The sequence below is a fragment of the Enterobacter sp. DNB-S2 genome, from assembly GCF_019443845.1.
GTDB lineage: Bacteria > Pseudomonadota > Gammaproteobacteria > Enterobacterales > Enterobacteriaceae > Enterobacter > Enterobacter asburiae_B.
Window position 1 is genome coordinate 2,211,995 of the sequence record NZ_CP050520.1, and the last position, 21,735, is coordinate 2,233,729.

14 protein-coding genes and 1 pseudogene are annotated in these 21,735 nt (G+C 54.8%); 11 read left to right on the forward strand and 4 right to left on the reverse strand.

Annotated features, from left to right (window positions below; translation table 11 throughout):
• The first annotated feature begins 403 nt into the window (after positions 1-403).
• The 10 genes from lrp to HB664_RS10490 all read left to right on the forward strand — a co-directional run bounded on the left by lrp (position 404) and on the right by HB664_RS10490 (position 14,409).
• The gene (gene lrp / locus HB664_RS10445; RefSeq protein ID WP_000228469.1) at positions 404-898 is read left to right on the forward strand and encodes a leucine-responsive transcriptional regulator Lrp; all 495 of its coding nucleotides are present in this window, start codon (positions 404-406) and stop codon (positions 896-898) included.
• A 135-nt stretch (positions 899-1,033) separates the two neighbouring features.
• Positions 1,034-4,711 (forward strand): DNA translocase FtsK 4TM domain-containing protein, encoded by a 3,678-nt coding sequence (locus HB664_RS10450; RefSeq protein WP_219940765.1) that lies wholly within the window; start codon positions 1,034-1,036, stop codon positions 4,709-4,711.
• Positions 4,712-4,839: 128 nt separating this feature from the next.
• A complete protein-coding gene (gene lolA / locus HB664_RS10455) occupies positions 4,840-5,454 on the forward strand; it encodes an outer membrane lipoprotein chaperone LolA (protein ID WP_023310983.1) in 615 nt (204 codons plus the stop codon).
• A 9-nt stretch (positions 5,455-5,463) separates the two neighbouring features.
• A complete protein-coding gene (gene rarA / locus HB664_RS10460) occupies positions 5,464-6,807 on the forward strand; it encodes a replication-associated recombination protein RarA (RefSeq protein ID WP_087822267.1) in 1,344 nt (447 codons plus the stop codon).
• 92 nt (positions 6,808-6,899) lie between these two features.
• Positions 6,900-8,192, forward strand: a complete 1,293-nt coding sequence (serS, locus tag HB664_RS10465; RefSeq protein WP_008499983.1) for a serine--tRNA ligase — start codon at positions 6,900-6,902, stop codon at positions 8,190-8,192.
• Between the two features lie 211 nt (positions 8,193-8,403).
• On the forward strand, positions 8,404-10,848 hold the full coding sequence (gene dmsA / locus HB664_RS10470) for a dimethylsulfoxide reductase subunit A (protein ID WP_219940766.1): 2,445 nt from the start codon (positions 8,404-8,406) through the stop codon (positions 10,846-10,848).
• Positions 10,849-10,858: 10 nt separating this feature from the next.
• A complete protein-coding gene (locus HB664_RS10475) occupies positions 10,859-11,476 on the forward strand; it encodes a DMSO/selenate family reductase complex B subunit (RefSeq protein ID WP_219940767.1) in 618 nt (205 codons plus the stop codon).
• Between the two features lies 1 nt (position 11,477).
• Entirely contained in the window at positions 11,478-12,341 is an 864-nt protein-coding gene (locus HB664_RS10480) for a dimethyl sulfoxide reductase anchor subunit family protein (protein WP_029739492.1), read from the forward strand.
• A 274-nt stretch (positions 12,342-12,615) separates the two neighbouring features.
• Positions 12,616-13,764 carry an MFS transporter gene (locus HB664_RS10485; RefSeq protein ID WP_047742311.1) on the forward strand — a complete coding sequence of 383 codons (1,149 nt, stop codon included), beginning with the start codon at positions 12,616-12,618 and terminating at the stop codon, positions 13,762-13,764.
• A gap of 123 nt (positions 13,765-13,887) precedes the next feature.
• Positions 13,888-14,409: an anti-virulence regulator CigR family protein gene (locus HB664_RS10490; RefSeq protein WP_023310990.1), complete on the forward strand. Its 522-nt coding sequence runs from the start codon at positions 13,888-13,890 to the stop codon at positions 14,407-14,409.
• 35 nt (positions 14,410-14,444) lie between these two features.
• Here the strand turns inward: HB664_RS10490 and pflA are convergent, their stop codons facing one another.
• The 4 genes from pflA to ycaO form a co-directional block, all read right to left on the reverse strand.
• Positions 14,445-15,185, reverse strand: coding sequence for a pyruvate formate lyase 1-activating protein (gene pflA / locus HB664_RS10495; RefSeq protein WP_023310991.1), 741 nt, complete (start codon positions 15,183-15,185; stop codon positions 14,445-14,447).
• 204 nt (positions 15,186-15,389) lie between these two features.
• Positions 15,390-17,672, reverse strand: coding sequence for a formate C-acetyltransferase (gene pflB / locus HB664_RS10500; RefSeq protein WP_033145088.1), 2,283 nt, complete (start codon positions 17,670-17,672; stop codon positions 15,390-15,392).
• Between the two features lie 51 nt (positions 17,673-17,723).
• Entirely contained in the window at positions 17,724-18,581 is an 858-nt protein-coding gene (gene focA / locus HB664_RS10505) for a formate transporter FocA (protein ID WP_008499974.1), read from the reverse strand.
• 406 nt (positions 18,582-18,987) lie between these two features.
• Positions 18,988-20,748 carry a 30S ribosomal protein S12 methylthiotransferase accessory factor YcaO gene (gene ycaO / locus HB664_RS10510; RefSeq protein WP_033145089.1) on the reverse strand — a complete coding sequence of 587 codons (1,761 nt, stop codon included), beginning with the start codon at positions 20,746-20,748 and terminating at the stop codon, positions 18,988-18,990.
• Between the two features lie 127 nt (positions 20,749-20,875).
• Between ycaO and HB664_RS10515 the strand changes: the two are divergent.
• Positions 20,876-21,575, forward strand: a pseudogene (locus HB664_RS10515) (DUF421 domain-containing protein).
• The last annotated feature ends 160 nt before the right edge of the window (positions 21,576-21,735 follow it).

Sequence of the window (21,735 nt, forward strand, 5' to 3'; positions counted from 1 at the left end):
TGAAAACCGGTCGTTTGTAAGGCAATAAAATGAGGATTAATACCCTGCCGTAATGAATATCCGGCATGTTGTACTAAAAAACGATGTTTTGCTTTGACAATCCCCTGCGCTTTTGCGAAAACATTCAAGGAAGAAAAAAAACCGCGTTAACCGTATGCCGCATAGGCATGCACGTAAATGCCATTTTTACCGGGTCAGTGAAATCTACGCATGGCGTGGACAGACGCCATACGTGATGTCGGTGACTGCCTTCGGGCAACGGTCTTCTTACCAACAGAACCCGAATCCGCATCGCGTCTAATACAAAACCAGGCGATGTGATGACTAACGGGTACAGGCTCTGAACAGTGATGTGCACAGGGTCCAGGCAGGAGTAGGGAAGGAATACAGAGAGACAATAATAATGGTAGATAGCAAGAAGCGCCCTGGCAAAGATCTCGACCGTATCGATCGTAACATTCTTAATGAATTGCAAAAGGATGGGCGTATTTCCAACGTCGAGCTTTCAAAACGTGTGGGACTTTCCCCGACGCCGTGCCTTGAGCGTGTGCGCCGACTGGAAAGACAGGGTTTCATTCAGGGCTATACTGCTCTGCTGAACCCGCATTATCTGGATGCCTCACTTCTGGTATTTGTTGAGATTACTCTGAATCGTGGTGCGCCGGATGTGTTTGAGCAATTTAACGCCGCTGTACAAAAACTTGAAGAAATTCAAGAGTGTCATCTGGTGTCCGGTGATTTCGACTACCTGTTGAAAACCCGTGTGCCTGATATGTCCGCCTACCGTAAGCTGCTGGGGGAAACCCTGCTGCGTCTGCCAGGCGTGAACGACACCCGTACGTATGTGGTGATGGAAGAGGTCAAACAGAGCAATCGTCTGGTTATTAAGACGCGCTAACACGGAACAGGTGCAAAATCAGCGTAGTTTGATTACACTCCTGTTAATCCATACAGCAACAGTGCCGGGGAGTCCCGGCGCTGTTGTCCGTTTTAGCAAAAAGGCAGGATATGCCTGATACCTGGAGAGCCTTTTTTGAGCCAGGAATACACTGAAGACAAAGAAGTCACACTATCGAAGCTAAGCAGCGGACGTCGTCTCCTCGAGGCTTTGCTGATTGTTATTGCCCTTTTTGCCGTCTGGCTGATGGCAGCCTTACTCAGTTTCAACCCCTCAGATCCCAGCTGGTCACAAACTGCATGGCATGAGCCTATCCATAATTTAGGCGGTGTCCCCGGTGCCTGGCTTGCGGACACGCTGTTCTTCATTTTCGGTGTGATGGCCTACACCCTTCCCGTCATTATCATTGGCGGATGCTGGTTTGCGTGGCGTCATCGTCAGAACGATGATTACATCGACTATTTTGCCGTGTCGCTGCGCCTGATTGGCGCGCTGGCGCTGATCCTCACCTCGTGCGGGCTGGCGGCAATCAATGCGGATGATATCTGGTACTTCGCCTCTGGCGGAGTGATCGGCAGTTTACTCAGTTCTGCGCTGCAGCCGATGCTGCACAGCAGCGGCGGCACGCTGGCGCTGCTGTGCATCTGGGCGGCCGGGCTGACGCTGTTTACCGGCTGGTCCTGGGTGAGCATTGCTGAGAAGATCGGAAGTTTTATCCTCACCATTCTGACTTTCGCCAGCAACCGTACCCGCCGTGACGATACGTGGGTTGATGAAGACGAATACGAAGATGAAGAGGAAGATGACGCGCCTGTGCAGCGTCGCGAGTCTCGTCGTGCGCGTATTTTGCGCGGCGCGCTGGCGCGTCGCCAGCGTGTTGCTGAAAAATTTGCCAATCCGCTGGGTCGTAAAACCGATGCGGCGCTCTTCTCCGGTAAGCGCATGGATGAAGACGAGCAGGTGGCGTATCGCGCTGCGGGTGTCGCCGTCGATCCTGACGATGTGCTCTTCTCCGGCAGCCGGGCCACTCCGGGTGACTTCGACGAATACGATCCGCTGTTAAATGGCCATTCGGTTACCGAGCCGGTTGCAGCCGCCGCAGCCGCGACGACCGCTGCGCAGGCGTATGCCGCGCCTGTCGGGGCCGTGACGCCATCCGCGCCGGTTTCGCCGCCGGAATCCGTTATTCAGCAGCCTCAGGTTGACTGGCAGACTGCGCCAGGCGTTCACACGCCGGAGCCGGTTATCGCGCCTGAACCTGAAAGCTACATCCCTGTGCAGCAGGAGCAGTGGCAGCAGCCATATCAGCCGCCGCAGCCTGCATATGAACCGCAAGAGTCCCCGCACTATGAACAGCCTGTGGCCCAACCTTATCAGGAGTATGTGCCTGAACCGGTTGAACCTGTGCAGCCTTATGTAGAGCCGCAGCCTGAACCTGAAATTGTGGAAGAGGTAAAACCCTCTCGTCCGCCGATGTACTATTTTGAAGAAGTTGAAGAGCGTCGCGCGCGTGAACGCGAGCAGCTGGCGGCCTGGTACCAGCCTGTGCCTGAACCGGTGCAGGAGCCGGTGACGAAAGCGCCTTCTGTTTCCGTTCCACCGATCGACCCGACGCCTGCAGTCGCACCCGTAGCGGAAAGCGTGAAGCAGGCTACCGCGGCCGCTGCCGTGGCTGCACCTGTTTTTAGCCTGGCAACCAGTGGCGCGCCACGTCCTCAGGTGAAGGAGGGGATTGGTCCGCAACTGCCTCGCCCTAACCGCGTTCGCGTTCCAACCCGCCGTGAGCTTGCCTCTTATGGCATCAAGCTGCCTTCCCAGCGTATGGCGGAAGAGAAAGCGCGCGAGCCTGAGTACGAAGATGACGCCGATGAAATGCAGCAGGACGAGCTGGCCCGTCAGTTCGCCGCGCAGCAGAATCAGCGCTACGGTAATGAATACCAGCACGATGAACCTATGCTGGAAGACGAAGAGGACGCGGCTGAAGCAGAACTGGCGCGCCAGTTCGCCGCCACCCAGCAGCAGCGCTATTCCGGTGAACAACCGGCTGGAGCAAATCCGTTCTCGCTGTCTGATTTTGAATTCTCGCCGATGAAGGATCTGGTGGATGATGGCCCTAGCGAGCCTTTATTTACCCCGAGCGTGATGCCGGAAGCGGAGCCTGTGCGCCAGCAGCCAGCACCACAGGCCTACGCGCAGCCGCATCAATCTGTTCAGCAACCGCAGCAGCCACCACAGCCGCCGCAGTTCCAGCAGCCTGCGCCTCAGCCGCAGGAAAGTCTGATTCACCCTCTGCTGATGCGTAACGGTGACAGCCGTCCGCTACAGCGTCCAAGCACGCCGCTGCCGTCGCTGGATCTGTTAACGCCTCCGCCGTCAGAAGTGGAGCCGGTCGATACCTTCGCGCTGGAGCAGATGGCGCGTCTGGTGGAAGCGCGTCTGGCTGACTTCCGCATCAAAGCGGACGTGGTGAACTACTCGCCGGGTCCTGTGATCACCCGTTTTGAACTGAACCTGGCGCCCGGCGTTAAAGCCGCGCGTATTTCCAACCTGTCCCGCGACCTGGCGCGTTCTCTCTCGACCGTGGCGGTACGTGTGGTGGAAGTAATACCGGGCAAACCGTACGTTGGCCTTGAGCTGCCGAACAAGAAACGTCAGACCGTCTACCTGCGTGAAGTGCTGGATAACACCAAATTCCGCGATAACCCGTCCCCGCTGACCGTGGTGCTGGGTAAAGATATCGCTGGCGATCCGGTAGTCGCGGATCTCGCCAAAATGCCTCACCTGCTGGTAGCGGGTACCACCGGTTCCGGTAAGTCTGTCGGTGTGAACGCCATGATCCTCAGCATGCTCTATAAAGCGCAGCCGGAAGATGTGCGTTTCATTATGATCGACCCGAAAATGCTCGAACTGTCGGTCTACGAAGGCATCCCGCATCTGCTGACCGAAGTGGTCACCGATATGAAGGACGCCGCCAACGCCCTGCGCTGGAGCGTCAACGAGATGGAACGCCGCTACAAGCTGATGTCTGCGTTGGGCGTGCGTAACCTGGCCGGGTATAACGAGAAAATTGCCCAGGCTGTGCGCATGGGGCGTCCGATCCCGGATCCTTACTGGAAGCCGGGTGACAGCATGGATGCTCAGCATCCGGTGCTGGAAAAACTGCCTTATATCGTCGTGCTGGTTGATGAATTCGCTGACCTTATGATGACCGTCGGTAAGAAAGTAGAAGAGTTGATTGCCCGTCTGGCGCAGAAAGCGCGTGCGGCCGGTATTCACCTTGTGCTGGCGACCCAGCGTCCTTCCGTGGACGTTATCACTGGTCTTATCAAAGCGAACATCCCGACGCGTATCGCCTTTACCGTATCCAGTAAAATTGACTCCCGTACCATTCTTGACCAGGGCGGCGCAGAGTCGCTGCTGGGTATGGGTGACATGCTCTATTCAGGCCCGAACTCCACCTCTCCGGTGCGTGTCCACGGTGCGTTCGTCCGCGATGAGGAAGTTCACGCCGTCGTGCAGGACTGGAAAGCGCGCGGTCGTCCGCAATACGTTGACGGTATTACCAGCGACACGGAAAGCGAAGGCGGCGGCGGTGGCTTCGACGGCGGCGAAGAGCTGGATCCGTTATTCGATCAGGCGGTTAACTTCGTTACCGAAAAACGCAAAGCGTCCATCTCAGGCGTGCAGCGTCAGTTCCGCATCGGCTATAACCGCGCGGCGCGCATCATCGAGCAGATGGAAGCGCAGGGCATTGTGAGCGAGCAGGGGCATAACGGTAACCGCGAGGTGCTGGCGCCTCCGCCGTTTGATTAACCTTCAGCGATTGCAAAGAAGGGTAAATCAGCCCAAATTAAGCATTTTCTTCTGTCGCCTGCCTTCGGGCAGGTCCAGAATAGAAGACGGAAACCCCATATCGGGAAGACGTATTTTAAGGAATAACAATGAAAAAAATCGCCATCGCCTGTGCATTACTCACCAGTTTTGTCGCCAGCAGCGTCTGGGCTGATGCGGCCAGCGACCTTAAAAGCCGACTGGATAAAGTAAGCAGCTTCCACGCCAGCTTCACGCAAAAAGTGACTGACGGCAGCGGCAACGCGGTGCAGGAAGGTCAGGGAGATTTGTGGGTAAAACGCCCAAATCTGTTCAACTGGCACATGACCCAGCCGGATGAGAGCATCCTGGTGTCTGACGGCAAAACCTTATGGTTCTTCAACCCGTTCGTTGAGCAGGCAACGGCGACCTGGCTGAAAGATGCCACCAGCAATACGCCGTTTATGCTGATTGCTCGTAACCAGTCCAGCGACTGGCAGCAGTACAATATTAAACAGACGGGTGACGAGTTTGTCCTGACGCCGAAAGGCAGTAACGGCAACCTGAAGCAGTTCACCATTAACGTAAGCACCAACGGTACGATTAATCAGTTTGGCGCGGTTGAGCAGGACGATCAGCGCAGCAGCTACCAGCTCAAGTCTCAGCAAAACGGCGCCGTTGATGCATCGAAATTCACCTTTACCCCGCCGCAGGGCGTAACGGTGGACGACCAACGCAATAAGTAAGAGGCGTGAGTGGGCAATCTGTCGCTCGATTTTTCAGATAACGCGTTTCAACCTCTGGCCGCCCGTATGCGGCCAGAAAATTTAGCGCAGTACATCGGCCAGCAACATCTGCTGGCTGCCGGTAAGCCATTGCCGCGCGCCATTGAGGCCGGGCATCTTCACTCCATGATCCTCTGGGGCCCCCCTGGCACCGGCAAGACTACGCTTGCAGAAGTTATCGCCCGCTATGCCAACGCGGACGTTGAACGTATCTCGGCGGTCACCTCCGGCGTGAAGGAGATCCGTGAGGCGATCGAGCGTGCGCGGCAGAACCGCAATGCCGGACGGCGCACCATCCTCTTCGTGGACGAAGTCCACCGCTTCAACAAGAGCCAGCAGGATGCCTTCCTGCCGCATATTGAAGACGGCACGATCTTCTTCATCGGTGCGACCACCGAAAACCCATCGTTTGAACTGAACTCGGCGCTGCTTTCCCGCGCGCGCGTTTACCTGCTCAAATCGCTGACCACCGAGGACATCGAAAAGGTTCTCACCCAGGCGATGAACGACAAAGCGCGCGGCTACGGCGGGCAGGATATCGTTCTGCCTGACGACACGCGTCGTGCGATTGCCGAGCTGGTAAACGGTGATGCGCGGCGTGCGCTGAATACGCTGGAAATGATGGCCGATATGGCCGAAGTCGACGATGCCGGGAAGCGGGTGCTGAAGCAGGAGCTGCTCACCGAAATTGCGGGGGAGCGCAGCGCGCGTTTCGATAACAAAGGCGACCGTTTTTACGACCTGATCTCGGCGCTGCATAAGTCCGTGCGCGGCAGCGCGCCGGATGCGGCGCTTTACTGGTACGCGCGCATTATCACTGCGGGCGGCGATCCTTTATATGTCGCGCGTCGCTGTCTGGCGATTGCGTCAGAAGATGTCGGCAATGCCGATCCTCGCGCCATGCAGGTTGCGCTGTCGGCCTGGGACTGCTTCACCCGCGTTGGACCTGCGGAAGGCGAACGTGCCATTGCGCAGGCGATTGTTTATCTGGCCTGCGCGCCGAAAAGCAATGCGGTTTATACCGCCTTTAAAGCGGCGATGTCCGACGCGCGTGAACGTCCGGACTACGATGTGCCGGTTCACCTGCGTAACGCGCCGACCAAACTGATGAAAGAGATGGGTTACGGGCAGGAGTACCGTTACGCTCATGATGAACCCAATGCCTACGCTGCCGGGGAGGAATATTTCCCGCAGGAGATGGCACAAACGCGCTATTATCACCCCACAAACAGAGGTCTTGAAGGCAAGATTGGTGAAAAGCTCACCTGGCTCGCCGGACAGGATCAAAATAGCCCTATAAAACGCTACCGTTAGTTCAATCGTTGCGGTAATGTTGGCAATGTATCCTTGTGGCCGCAGGCTGTGGTCACATTTTCCTATTTTAATTCGATAAGCACAGGATAAGCATGCTCGATCCCAATCTGCTGCGTAATGAGCCAGACGCAGTCGCTGAAAAACTGGCACGCCGGGGCTTTAAGCTGGATGTAGATAAGCTGCGCGCTCTCGAAGAGCGTCGTAAAGTTCTGCAGGTACAAACTGAAAATCTGCAGGCAGAGCGTAACTCTCGATCGAAATCCATCGGCCAGGCGAAAGCGCGCGGGGAAGATATTGAGCCATTACGCCTGGAAGTGAACAAACTGGGTGAAGAACTGGATCAGGCTAAAGCTGAGCTGGACGTTCTTCAGGCCGAGATTCGTGATATTGCCCTGGCTATCCCGAATATTCCTGACGACAGCGTGCCTGTCGGCAAAGATGAAAACGACAACGTTGAAGTGAAACGCTGGGGTACGCCTCGTGAGTTTGACTTCGAAGTGCGCGATCACGTGACGCTGGGCGAAATGCACGCGGGCCTGGACTTTGCGGCAGCGGTTAAGCTGACCGGCTCCCGTTTTGTGGTGATGAAAGGCCAGATTGCCCATCTGCACCGCGCACTGGCGCAGTTCATGCTGGATCTGCACACCGAGCAGCATGGCTACAGCGAAACCTACGTGCCGTATCTGGTCAACCACGATACGCTGTACGGTACAGGCCAGCTGCCAAAATTTGCCGGCGATCTGTTCCATACCCGTCCGCTGGACGAGGAAGCAGACAGCAGCAACTACGCGCTGATCCCAACCGCTGAAGTGCCGCTGACTAACCTCGTGCGTGATGAGATCATCGATGAAGACGACCTGCCAATTAAGCTGACGGCACATTCACCGTGCTTCCGTTCTGAAGCAGGTTCTTACGGTCGCGACACGCGCGGTCTGATCCGTATGCACCAGTTCGACAAAGTTGAGATGGTGCAGATCGTCCGCCCTGAAGAGTCCATGGACGCGCTGGAAGAGATGACCGGCCACGCTGAGAAAGTGCTGGAGCTGCTGGGCCTGCCGTACCGTCGTATGGCCCTGTGCACCGGTGATATGGGCTTTGGCGCCTGCAAAACCTTCGATCTGGAAGTGTGGGTGCCTGCTCAGAACACCTATCGTGAGATCTCCTCCTGCTCTAACGTCTGGGATTTCCAGGCGCGTCGTATGCAGGCACGCTGCCGCAGCAAATCTGACAAGAAAACCCGTCTGGTGCATACCCTGAACGGTTCTGGTCTGGCTGTGGGCCGTACGCTGGTTGCCGTGCTGGAAAACTACCAGCAGGCAGACGGTCGTATTGAGATCCCTGAAGTGCTGCGTCCATACATGAAAGGCCAGCAGTACATCGGCTAATTCTTTGCCTCACAATAAAAAAGCGCCTTTGGGCGCTTTTTTTATGCCTCTGAATTGACACGACGCAATACCCCCTCCCTCTAAAGTAGTAATACTCCTCCGAATGAAAGTCAGCAGAAAAAGCTGATTACGTAAAAATTCGTTGTATATAAAAATACATAGCGGTTTGCGCCGCCACTCTTTTCTTTGTGAGCAACCAAAGTGAGTCTCTATGAAAATCAACGCGCCTGAAGCATTAATGGCTGCCGAGGTCACTCGCCGTGGGTTGATGAAAACCACGGCAATAGGCGGCCTGGCCGTAGCCAGCAGCGCCTTCACGCTTCCTTTTACCCGACTGGCCTCAGCGGCTGATGCACTATCCCCAGCCTCAGCTCCGGAAAAAGTGGTGTGGAGTGCCTGTACCGTAAACTGCGGTAGCCGTTGTCCGCTGCGTATGCACGTGGTGGATGGCGAAATAAAATATGTCGAAACCGACAATACCGGCGACGATAACTACGAAGGGTTACATCAGGTTCGTGCCTGTTTGCGCGGCCGCTCAATGCGTCGTCGCGTGTATAATCCGGACCGCCTGAAATATCCGATGAAGCGCGTCGGTAAGCGTGGGGAAGGGAAGTTCGAGCGGATTAGCTGGGATGAAGCCTACGACATTATCGCCACCAATATGCAGCGCCTTATCAAAGAGTACGGCAACGAATCCATCTACCTGAACTACGGCACTGGGACGCTCGGCGGTACGCTGACCCGCTCCTGGCCACCGGGTAAAACGCTGGTGGCACGCCTGATGAACTGTTGCGGCGGTTATCTCAACCACTACGGCGACTACTCATCGGCGCAGATTGCTGCGGGCCTGAACTATACCTACGGCGGCTGGGCGGACGGCAACAGCCCGTCCGATATCGAAAACAGTAAGTTGGTCGTCCTGTTCGGTAACAACCCGGGCGAAACCCGCATGAGCGGCGGCGGGGTAACCTATTACCTCGAACAGGCCCGCGCCAAATCCAATGCCCGCATGATCATTATCGATCCGCGCTATACCGACACCGGCGCCGGACGTGAAGATGAGTGGATCCCAATCCGTCCGGGTACCGATGCAGCGCTGGTCTCGGCGCTTGCGTGGGTAATGATCACAGAAAACCTCGTCGATCAGCCTTTCCTGGATAAATACTGCGTCGGCTATGACGAGAAAACCCTGCCAGCCAGCGCGCCTGCAAATGGCCATTACAAGGCCTATATTCTCGGACAGGGCAGCGACGGCGTGGCGAAAACGCCCGAGTGGGCGTCCACCATCACCGGTATTCCGCCCGAGCGTATCGTTCAGCTGGCGCGTGAGATTGGCTCGGCCAAACCGGCCTACATCAGCCAGGGCTGGGGACCGCAGCGCCATGCGAACGGCGAAATCGCGACTCGCGCCATCTCCATGCTCTCCATTCTGACCGGCAACGTCGGTATTCACGGCAGTAACACCGGCGCGCGTGAAGGCTCGTATGAAGTGCCGTTTGAACGTATGCCTACGCTGGATAACCCTGTTCAGACCAGCATCTCCATGTTTATGTGGACCGATGCGATCGAACGTGGTCCTGAAATGACCGCCCTGCGCGACGGCGTGCGCGGCAAGGACAAGCTGGACGTGCCGATCAAGATGATCTGGAACTATGCCGGTAACTGTCTCATCAACCAGCACTCCGAAATCAACCGCACCCATGAAATCCTGCAGGATGATAAGAAGTGCGAGATGATTGTGGTCATCGACTGCCACATGACCTCCTCGGCGAAATACGCCGATATCCTGCTGCCGGACTGCACCGCCTCTGAACAGATGGATTTCGCGCTGGACGCCTCCTGCGGCAACATGTCCTACGTGATCTTTACCGACCAGGCGATCAAACCGCGCTTCGAGTGCAAAACCATTTATGAGATGACCTCTGAGCTGGCGAAACGTCTTGGCGTTGAGCAGCAGTTTACCGAGGGGCGTACTCAGGAAGGTTGGATGCGCCATCTGCATGAACTCTCCCGTAAGGCGGTCCCTGACCTGCCGGATTTCGATACCTTCCGCAAGCAGGGGATGTACAAACAGCGCGATCCGGAAGGGCACCACGTGGCGTACAAAGCGTTCCGTGAAGACCCGCAGGCGAACCCGCTGACCACGCCGTCGGGCAAAATCGAAATCTACTCCGAAGAGCTGGCAAAAATCGCGTCGACCTGGGAGCTGCCGGAAGGGGACGTTATCGATCCTCTGCCGATCTACACGCCAGGTTTCGAGAACTATAACGATCCGCTGACGGCGAAATTCCCGCTGCAGCTGACCGGTTTCCACTACAAAGCGCGCGTTCACTCCACCTACGGCAATGTCGAAGTACTTAAGGCCGCCTGCCGTCAGGAGATGTGGATCAACCCGATGGATGCCAAAGCACGCGGCATCAGCAATGGCGATCGCGTGCGTATCTTCAACGGCCGCGGCGAGGTGCACATTGAGGCCAAAGTGACGCCGCGCATGATGCCAGGCGTGGTGGCGCTGGGGGAAGGGGCCTGGTACAACCCTGATGCCAACCGCATCGACCAGGCGGGCAGTATTAACGTGCTGACCACGCAGCGTCCGTCGCCGCTGGCGAAGGGCAACCCATCCCACACAAACCTTGTCCAGGTTGAAAAGGTTTAAGGAGTAGCCGATGACAACCCAGTATGGATTTTTTATCGATTCCAGCCGTTGCACCGGGTGCAAAACCTGCGAGCTGGCCTGTAAAGATTACAAAGACCTGACTCCTGACGTCAGCTTCCGCCGCATCTACGAATACGCCGGGGGCGACTGGCAGGAAGATAACGGCATCTGGCATCAGAACGTCTTTGCCTATTACCTGTCGATTGCCTGTAACCACTGTGAAGATCCGGCCTGCACCAAGGTCTGCCCGAGTGGGGCGATGCACAAGCGTGAAGACGGCTTTGTGGTGGTGGACGAAGATGTCTGCATCGGCTGTCGGTACTGCCACATGGCGTGCCCGTACGGCGCGCCGCAGTACAACGCCGCCAAAGGTCATATGACCAAATGCGACGGTTGCCACACCCGCGTGGCGGACGGCAAAAAGCCGATTTGCGTCGAGTCCTGTCCGCTGCGCGCGCTGGACTTCGGTCCGATTGAGGAGCTGCGTCAAAAACACGGTCAGCTTGCCGCAGTGGCACCGCTGCCGTCTGCGCACTTCACGAAGCCGAGCATTGTGATTAAACCTAACGCCAACAGCCGTCCTACAGGTGACACCACCGGCTACCTGGCAAATCCGAAGGAGGTGTGAGATGGGAAGTGGATGGCATGAATGGCCGCTGATGATCTTCACGGTCTTTGGCCAGTGCGTGGCGGGCGGTTTCATTGTGCTCGCGCTGGCGCTGCTGAAGGGAAATCTCAACGCTGAACAGCAGCAGCGTTTAGTGTTGAGCATGTTTGGCCTGTGGGTGCTGATGGGAATTGGCTTTATCGCCTCTACGCTGCACCTGGGTTCGCCGATGCGCGCGTTTAACTCTCTGAACCGCGTGGGGGCCTCATCCCTCAGTAACGAGATTGCCAGCGGGGCAATTTTCTTTGCCGTCGGTGGGCTGGGCTGGCTGCTGGCCGCTTTGAAGAAATTGCCTGCGGGTCTGCGCAGCCTGTGGCTGATCGTGACCATGGTGCTGGGCGTGGTGTTCGTGTGGATGATGGTGCGCGTCTATAACACCATCGATACCGTTCCAACCTGGTACAGCGTCTGGACGCCGATGAGCTTCTTCCTGACGATGTTTATCGGCGGGCCGCTGCTGGGCTACCTGCTGCTGCGCGTGGCGGGCGTAGACGGGTGGGCAATGCGTTTGCTGCCGGCTGTTTCGCTGCTGGCGCTGGTGGTGAGTGCGATGGTCGCTCTGATGCAGGGGGCAGAACTGGCAACCATTCACAGCTCTATCCAGCAGGCTTCTGCCCTGGTGCCGGACTACGGTTCTCTGATGGCCTGGCGCATCGTTCTGCTGGTCGCTGCGTTGGTATTCTGGATTGCTCCTCAGCTCAAAGGTTATCAGCCTGCGCTGCCGCTGCTGTCACTGGCCTTTGTGCTGGTCCTGGCGGGTGAACTGATTGGCCGCGGTGTGTTCTACGGGTTGCATATGACCGTAGGTATGGCTATCGCCAGCTAACGTTGCATTGAGTTATATCAAGCCGGGTCTGAGTGCCCGGCTTTTCTTTTTTCGATCATGAAATTTTTCGACTGTCGTTTTGTTTTAATTTCGCTCATTAATAAATAAAAACAGACACATAATTAATATCTATAGCAGGCGTGGCATTAGCAGGATAAGTTTTTTAAATCGACAGGGAACATATTGTGCGAGGCGGCTAAATCAGTGGATTGACTTTGGTTTTGCCAGTGGCATGATGCGCACGAAATCTGAACTTCCTCACGGTTTTTAATCCATGACCACCTATACCCGGCCAGTGCTTCTGTTGCTTTGTGGCCTGCTTCTGTTGACCCTGGCGATCGCAGTGTTAAATACGCTCGTCCCGCTATGGCTCGCCCATGAAAACTTACCGACCTGGCAGGTGGGTATGGTCAGCTCGTCCTTTTTTACCGGGAACCTGCTGGGTACGCTAATGACCGGGAGCCTGATTAAGCGCTTTGGCTTTAATCGCAGCTATTATCTGGCTTCGCTGATTTTCGCCGCCGGGTGTGCCGGGCTGGGCCTGATGGTCGGCTTCTGGAGCTGGATGGCATGGCGCTTTATCGCAGGCGTAGGCTGCGCGATGATTTGGGTGGTGGTTGAAAGCGCGCTGATGTGCAGCGGCACTTCGCGCAACCGTGGACGCCTGCTGGCGGCCTATATGATGGTTTACTACGTCGGCACCGTGCTGGGGCAACTGATGGTCAGCAAGCTGCCAACCGATCTGATGAGCGTTCTGCCGTGGGTAACGGGCATGGTGCTCGCCGCGATCCTGCCGCTGCTCTTCACGCGCATTGTGAACCAGAACAGCGAGCATCAGGAAGCGACCCACGTCTGGCCGATGCTCAGACTCCGTCAGGCGCGCCTGGGCGTTAACGGCTGCATTATCTCGGGGATTGTACTGGGCTCGCTCTACGGCCTGATGCCGCTCTATCTGAATCATCAGGGCGTCAGCGATTCTGGAATTGGCTTCTGGATGGCGGTGATGGTGAGTGCGGGGATCGTCGGGCAGTGGCCGATTGGCCGTCTGGCGGACCGCTTCGGTCGTCTGCTGGTGCTGCGCGTGCAGGTCTTTGTGGTCATCATGGGATGCCTTGCCATGCTCAGCAACGCCGCGATGGCGCCTGCGCTGTTTATTCTCGGGGCGGCCGGCTTTACGCTCTATCCGGTCGCGATGGCCTGGGCCTGTGAGAAAGTTGAACATCACCAGCTGGTGGCAATGAACCAGGCGCTGTTACTGAGCTATACCATCGGCAGTTTATTAGGGCCGACGTTTACCGCGATGCTGATGCAGAATTATTCCGATAATTTATTGTTTATCATGATCGCCAGCGTGTCGTTTATTTATCTCTTGATGCTGCTGCGCAAAGCAGGCGAGCATCCAACGCCTGTGGCACATGCCTGATTAAATAAAAGCCTGTCGATGACAGGCTTTTTTGTCCCTGTCACAACTAAGAGTTTTACTTATTGTTTGTTTATTGCGCCAGGCGATAATTCATGTGAGTCCTACCACTATAAGGCAGCAATCATGTCTATTCGTCGTTTTTCCACTACCGCACTTGCCGTAGTGTTGTCTTTAACGTTTGCAACGGCTCCGGTCATGGCTAATCCTGGAAACGGGAATGGCGGTGGTCACGGAAACGGTGGCGGGCAAGGTAATGGCGGTAATCATGGTAACGGGAATTCTGGTAACCATGGCAATAAGCAAAATAACGGTCAGGATAACCCTGGAAAATCGGATAAAAGTTTTAAAAGCAGTAAAGATGTCGGTAACGATGTCGACGCTCGCGTGAGCTTCGATCATGCCCGCCATCTGGCGCTGAATTATGGCTTAACGGGCTATGACTCTCTGCCTCCGGGTATCGCGAAAAACCTGGCGCGCGGTAAACCGTTGCCTCCGGGCATTGCGAAGAAAACCGTGCCGGCCTCAATGCTGGGTCAGCTTCCTTCCTACCCTGGCTATGAATGGCGCGTGGTCGGAGACGACCTGGTCTTAATTGCGCTGAGTACAGCCATTGTGACGTCCGTTATTAACGGCGTCTTTAAATAGAATATAAAAAAGCCCGGTTTTCACCGGGCTTTTCTTTAATACATCACCTTGTGGCCGTACTGTTCAAGAATACCTTTGACGCGTTCCATCGTCTCTTTTTTTGGCGGCTTCACGCCATCAAGTTTGTACTCTTCGCCCATCGCCACCCATTTATGTTTACCCAGCTCGTGATAGGGGAGAAGCTCGATTTTTTCGACGTTGCCCATGTCGCGGGTAAATTCCCCCAGGCGGTGCGCGGAGTCGTCGTCATCTGACCAGCCGGGAACCACCACGTAGCGGATCCAGGTTTTGATGCCTTTATCGGCAATGTATTTGGCGAATTCCAGCGTGCGGTGGTTTGAGACGCCAACGAGGTTCTGGTGGATCTCATCGTTCATCTGTTTAAGATCGAGCATCACCAGATCGGTCACTTCAAGCAGCTCGTCGATAACCGGATCGTAGCGGCGCACAAAGCCGTTGGTGTCGAGGCAGGTATGAATGCCTTCTTTATGGCAGGCGCGGAACCAGTCGCGGACAAATTCGGCCTGCAGAATGGCTTCACCGCCGGATGCGGTGACGCCGCCGCCGGACGCGTTCATAAAGTGGCGGTAGGTCACCACCTCTTTCATCAAGTCTTCAACGGTCACTTCTTTACCGCCGTGCGTATCCCAGGTGTCACGGTTATGGCAGTACAGGCAGCGCATCAGGCAGCCCTGGAAAAAGGTGATGAAACGGATACCCGGGCCATCGACGGTGCCACAGGATTCAAAGGAGTGAATGCGACCAATAATTGACATTGCGGTGATATCTCCAGCATCGGCCCGTCCGGGGCCTGAGTATGCACAGCTCAAAGCCGGCTGTGTTGAAGTCTGTTTTGGCTGATATCCATAGAGTATAGATAGCGGACAAAAGAGACTGAGGTGGAGAGGGTGCTAAAAAGGCCCCACTGACGTGGAGCCTTTATTGTACGCTTTTTAACGCGTGATTTCAGTCAATTCCAGTTACATGGACTGAGTGAAAGTACGGGTGATAACGTCCTGCTGCTGTTCTTTAGTCAGGGAGTTAAAACGTACTGCGTAGCCAGATACGCGGATGGTCAGCTGAGGATATTTCTCAGGGTGTTCCATCGCGTCGAGCAGCATTTCACGGTTCATGACGTTCACGTTCAGGTGCTGACCACCTTCGATGGACGCTTCGTGGTGGAAGTAACCATCCATCAGACCCGCGAGGTTAGTTTTACGCACTTCGTCGTCTTTACCCAGCGCGTTTGGCACGATAGAGAAGGTATAAGAGATACCATCTTTCGCGTAAGCAAACGGCAGTTTAGCAACGGAGGTCAGAGAGGCAACCGCACCTTTCTGGTCACGACCGTGCATTGGGTTAGCACCTGGGCCGAATGGCGCTCCAGCACGACGACCGTCTGGGGTGTTACCGGTTTTCTTACCATACACAACGTTAGAGGTGATGGTCAGAACAGACTGAGTCGGGATAGCGTTACGGTAAGTAGTCAGTTTCTGAATTTTCTTCATGAAACGTTCTACCAGGTCAACCGCCATGTCATCAACGCGAGAGTCGTTGTTACCAAACTGCGGATATTCACCTTCGATTTCGAAGTCTACAGCCAGGCCGTCTTCGTCACGAATTGGTTTAACTTTCGCATATTTGATTGCAGACAGGGAGTCAGCAGCAACGGACAGACCAGCGATACCACACGCCATGGTGCGGATAACGTCACGGTCGTGCAGCGCCATCAGAGAGGCTTCGTAGCTGTACTTGTCGTGCATGTAGTGGATTACGTTCAGCGCAGTGACATACTGTTTAGCCAGCCAGTCCATGAAGTGATCCATACGTTCCATCACTTCGTCGAAGTTCAGAACGTCGCCTTTGATCGGCTCAGACTTAGGACCAACCTGCATTTTCAGTTTTTCATCAACGCCGCCGTTGATTGCGTACAGCATGGTTTTCGCCAGGTTTGCACGCGCACCGAAGAACTGCATTTGTTTACCAACAACCATTGGGCTTACGCAGCAAGCGATAGCGTAATCGTCGTTGTTGAAGTCCGGACGCATCAGGTCATCGTTCTCGTACTGCAGAGAAGAGGTATCGATGGACACTTTAGCAGCGAATTTCTTGAAGTTCAGAGGCAGTTTTTCAGACCACAGAACGGTGATGTTCGGCTCCGGAGAAGGACCCATGGTGTAAAGGGTGTTCAGGAAGCGGAAGCTGTTTTTGGTTACCAGAGTACGGCCGTCAACGCCCATACCACCGATTGATTCTGTTGCCCAGATTGGGTCACCAGAGAACAGCTCATCGTATTCAGGAGTACGCAGGAAGCGAACCATACGCAGTTTCATGACCAGGTGGTCAATCATTTCCTGAGCGTCTTGCTCGGTGATTTTGCCTGCTTTGATGTCGCGTTCGATGTACGCATCCAGGAAGGTGGATACGCGACCAAAGGACATTGCTGCACCGTTCTGAGACTTAACAGCGGCCAGGTAGCCGAAGTAGGTCCACTGGATAGCTTCCTGAGCGTTGGTAGCCGGACCAGAGATATCGCAGCCATATTTTGCTGCCATCTCTTTGATCTGACCCAGCGCGCGGTGCTGTTCAGCGATTTCTTCACGCAGACGGATAGTCGCTTCCAGGTTTACGCCGTTTTCCAGATCGGACTGCAGGGAAACAAACTGCGCGTACTTGTCTTTCATCAGGAAGTCGATACCGTACAGCGCAACGCGACGGTAGTCACCGATGATACGGCCACGGCCATACGCATCTGGCAGACCAGTCAGAACGCCAGATTTACGGCAGTTCAGAATGTCTTTGGTGTAAACATCGAATACGCCCTGGTTGTGGGTTTTGCGGTATTCGGTGAAGATTTTTTTCAGCATTGGGTCCAGCTCGCGGTTATACGCTTTGCAGGAACCTTCAACCATTTTGATACCACCGAACGGGATGATTGCGCGTTTCAGTGGTGCTTCAGTCTGCAGACCAACGATTTTCTCAAGGGCTTTGTTGATGTAGCCAGCATCGTGAGAAGTGATGGTGGAAGCAACGGAGGTGTCAAAATCAACTGGCGCGTGAGTGCGGTTTTCCAGTTTAACGCCTTCCATTACGCTGTCCCACAGCTTGGTGGTCGCGTCAGTTGCGCCAGCCAGGAAGGATTCGTCACCTTCATACGGGGTATAGTTTTTCTGAATGAAGTCACGTACGTTTACTTCATTCTGCCAGTCACCTTTCGCAAAACCTTCCCAGGCTGTGGCTAACTTTTCATTAAGCTCGGACATGTAACACCTACCTTCTTAAGTGGATTTTTTATTTACTGCCTGAGAAAACCATCAATGATGATCGTCGCCACGCAGGTAAATGACCCAGTATGTCAACCCAACTAACAGACCCCCACCGATAATGTTCCCGATAGTGACAGGGATCAGGTTATCAGTAATGAAATTCATAATAGTCAGGTGAGAGAAACTTTCCGGGGATGAACCAACTGCGGTCCAGAACTCCGGGCTTGCAAAGTCGCGGATGACAATGCCCATTGGGATCATGAACATATTCGCGATACTGTGCTCAAAGCCGCTGGCAACAAACATCGCAACCGGCAGAACCATAATTAAGGCTTTGTCCATCAGGCTACGACCCGAGTAGCTCATCCATACAGCCAGGCAGACCATCAGGTTAGCGAGGATGCCGAGAGCAACGGCTTCGATAAATGTGTGGTGCATTTTGTGGTCGGCGGTTTGCAGGACGTTAAGGCCCCAGCCACCGTTGGCGGTCATGTACTCGCCAGAAAGCCACATCAACAAAACAAAGAGCAGACAGCCAACCAGGTTACCCACGTAGACGTTAAGCCAGTTGCGTGCCAGCTGACCCCAGGTAATTCTTCCGCTGGCCTTTGCCACGACAATCAGCACCGTTGAGGTGAAGAGGTCGGCGCCGCAGATGACGCAGAGAATCAGACCCAGTGAGAAGCAAATGCCGCCAATCAGTTTGGCCATGCCGAAAGGCATTCCGGCAGTACCGGTGGTGGCGGTGATGTAGAAGACGAAAGCGATAGAGATGAACACACCAGCCGTGATCGCCAGATAGAACGTCTTCATCGGGTGTTTCGTTGCTTTATAGACACCCGCTTCTTCGGCAACTTTGGCCATCGCAGCAGGGAGTAAAAGATCAAAAGGGTTGTCAGCTTTCACACTAACTCTCTCTTTATTAAGTCGGCGACGAGATACTAACAAAGCATTATAGAAGAGAAATTGATATAGATCATATCTCGCCTGGCTTATAGGCCCGCAGTGTGTATGGTTTTACAGCAAATGCGGAGTAAGTATTTGATTATCCGTATAAAAATAAATTTTAAAAGTTATGAAAAGAGTTGAATTTTTTCGTTCAGCCACCTCTGACGCAGTTAATTAATATGGAGTATTTACCATAAAAAGTAACAGTAAAGCCCAGGTAAATATTATTATATTTACCCATGTTTAACTTTATTATTACAATCAACAGTCATTGCCGAAGAAAATAAAAAACGGGGCAATGAAATTGCCCCGTAATATAGCCCAGACGATTGAATACGCCTACAGCTGGTAATGTTATGTGCGCTTATTTTGACCAGTAAGCGGCTTTTGCTTTCTGCAGTTTTTCGTAGGCCTTCAGCAGCGACTGATGCGCCGGGAAGGCTTTCAGATCGCTATCAACAGCCTGCAGGCCATAGAACGGCTCTTCGCCGCTCAGGGCTGCGCTGGCTGCTTCTACGGCTTCAGCACCGTACATACGCACGAAAGCGTTCAGGTATTGCAGCGGCTCGCGATCCTCTTCCTGGGCCAGCAGCAACAGGGTTTGCAGGCAGCGGTAATAATTGGTGCGCTCGGCAGAGAAGACAGACTGGTTGAATTCCATGGTCCACTCGGTCCAGGCCAGGGCCTGATCCAAATCGCCACCCGCCAGGGCCAGCATCGCTTTCAGCTCACCGATGCGCAGGGTATACCAGCCGTTGTCTTTACCGGTCGCCAGGCCCAGCAGTTCGCGTACGCGGGTAAAGTCATCATGGCCTTCTTCGTCCAGCTGGGCGATCAGGTTCAGATAATCTTCTTTCTCCCACTCGCTGCCCGGCAGAGCCAGCAGCGTTTCGCGCAGGTGCGCGCCCATGCTGTTATTCGCCAGCCACAGATCTTCAGCCGGGTAGATATCGGACATGCCCGGAACGATAATGCGGCACGCGTAGACGCCAAGATGTTCGTAGTCGGCAATATAAACTTCCCGATCTTCCGCGTTGAAGATCGCCATCAGCGTGGCGAACTCTTCTTCCGTGGTCCCGGCAAAGCTCCAGTCCACGAACGGATAGTCGGCGTCCTGCTTGAACATATCCCAGGAAATTAAACCGCTGGAGTCGATGAAGTGGGTTTCAAGGTTGGTATGCTCGGCCACTTCTTCATCGTCAAACGTTGGCGGGGTGAAGACGTCGAGATCTTTCAGGCTACGGCCCTGCAGCAGCTCGGTAACGGTACGCTCCAGCGCCACGCCGAAGTCAGGGTGCGCACCGAATGAGGCGAAGCAGGTGCCGTTGGCCGGGTTAAACAGCACCACGCAGATAACCGGATACTTGCCGCCCAGCGAGCCGTCATAGGCAAAGATTGGGAAACCTTCGGCTTCCAGCTTAGCGATGGACTCCACTACGCCCGGGTAGCGCGCCAGCACGTCTGCCGGAATTTCAGGCAGGCTGATGGATTCAGCGATGATGCGGTTTTTAATGTGGCGTTCAAAGACTTCAGACAGACCCTGCACGCGCGCTTCATTGCGGGTGTTACCGGCGGACATACCGTTGGACACATACAGGTTGCCGACGATGTTCATCGGAATATACACGGTCTGCTCGTCAGACTGACGGGTGAACGGCAGGGCGCAGATCCCACGGTCTTCATTGCCAGACTGCAGATCGATCAGCATGCTGGCGGTCAGTTCGCTGTCTGGATCGTAGAAAGCACGCAGGCGCGCGTCGAGAATACCTTCCGGCAGCTCGTCATCTTCGGTCAGCGGGAACCATTTTTCATTTGGATAGTGAACGAACGGGCCGTTAGCGATGGTTTCGCCCAGCCAGAAGTCAGCAAAGAAATAGTTGGTGGACAGACGCTCAAAATACTCACCCAGCGCAGAGGCCAGTGCCGCTTTTTTTGTCGCGCCTTTACCGTTGGTAAAGCACAGGGCACAGTCTTTATCGCGAATATGCACGGACCAGACATGAGGCACCGGATTGAGCCAGGAGGCTTCTTCGATGTTAAAACCCAGGTCGGTCAGTTTCTGCTGGAAGCGAGCGATGGAGTCTTCCAGAGCGGCGTCTTTGCCGGGGATAAACGTTTGAGTCATGGCGTTCACTTTTATCGTACGTAAAGCGCGCAATGATACGGGTTTTGCGTGACGGGTGCTATCTTCGGCGAAAATAAAAGGCTGGGCTATGCTTAGTGGCAGTAACTGACTGTTAAGGCATAGAAAAATGAAAGCATTTGATCTCCAGCGGATGGCGTTTGATAAAGTTCCTCCCGAATTTCTGGGCGAAGTGGCGCTGCGCAGCCTGTATACCTTCGTCCTCGTCTTCCTGTTTCTTAAAATCACCGGCCGCCGCGGCGTGCGGCAGATGTCGCTCTTTGAGGTGTTGATCATCCTGACGCTGGGCTCGGCGGCGGGTGACGTCGCCTTTTATGACGACGTGCCGATGGTGCCGGTGTTTATCGTTTTTGTCTCACTGGCGCTACTTTATCGCCTTGTCATGTGGCTGATGTCGAAAAGCGAAAAGCGAAAAGCTGGAAGATCTGCTTGAAGGGAAGCCGGTCGTTATCGTCGAGGACGGACAGCTGGCCTGGGAAAATGTACAAAGCGCCAATATGACCGAGTTTGAGTTCTTTATGGAGCTTCGCCTGAACAGCGTTGAACAGCTCGGGCAGGTGCGTCTGGCGATCATGGAAACCAACGGGCAGATCAGCGTCTATTACTATTCTGACGACGAGGTGAAGCCGGGACTGTGTATCCTGCCGGATATGCTGATCGAGCGTTTCAGAACCGCACCTGAGTCAGGCGAGTATGCTTGCGTAAGATGTAGCCATGTAGTCGCGATGCAGCCGGGGGATCGTCAATTATGCCCCCGCTGTGCAAATCCGGAATGGACGAAGGTTAGCCGGGCCAAACGCATCACCTGACAGCCATTTTGTCGGTTTTGTCCTGGCGAGGCGGCAGATTGTTTTGTGTGACGCGGGGCACATTTCGCGGGTCATAAGTTTTAGACATTGCGGCGCGTGTCACTGAATGATAAAACCGATATCCACAGTTATAACTTATGGCTTTTAGCGTGGTGAGGGG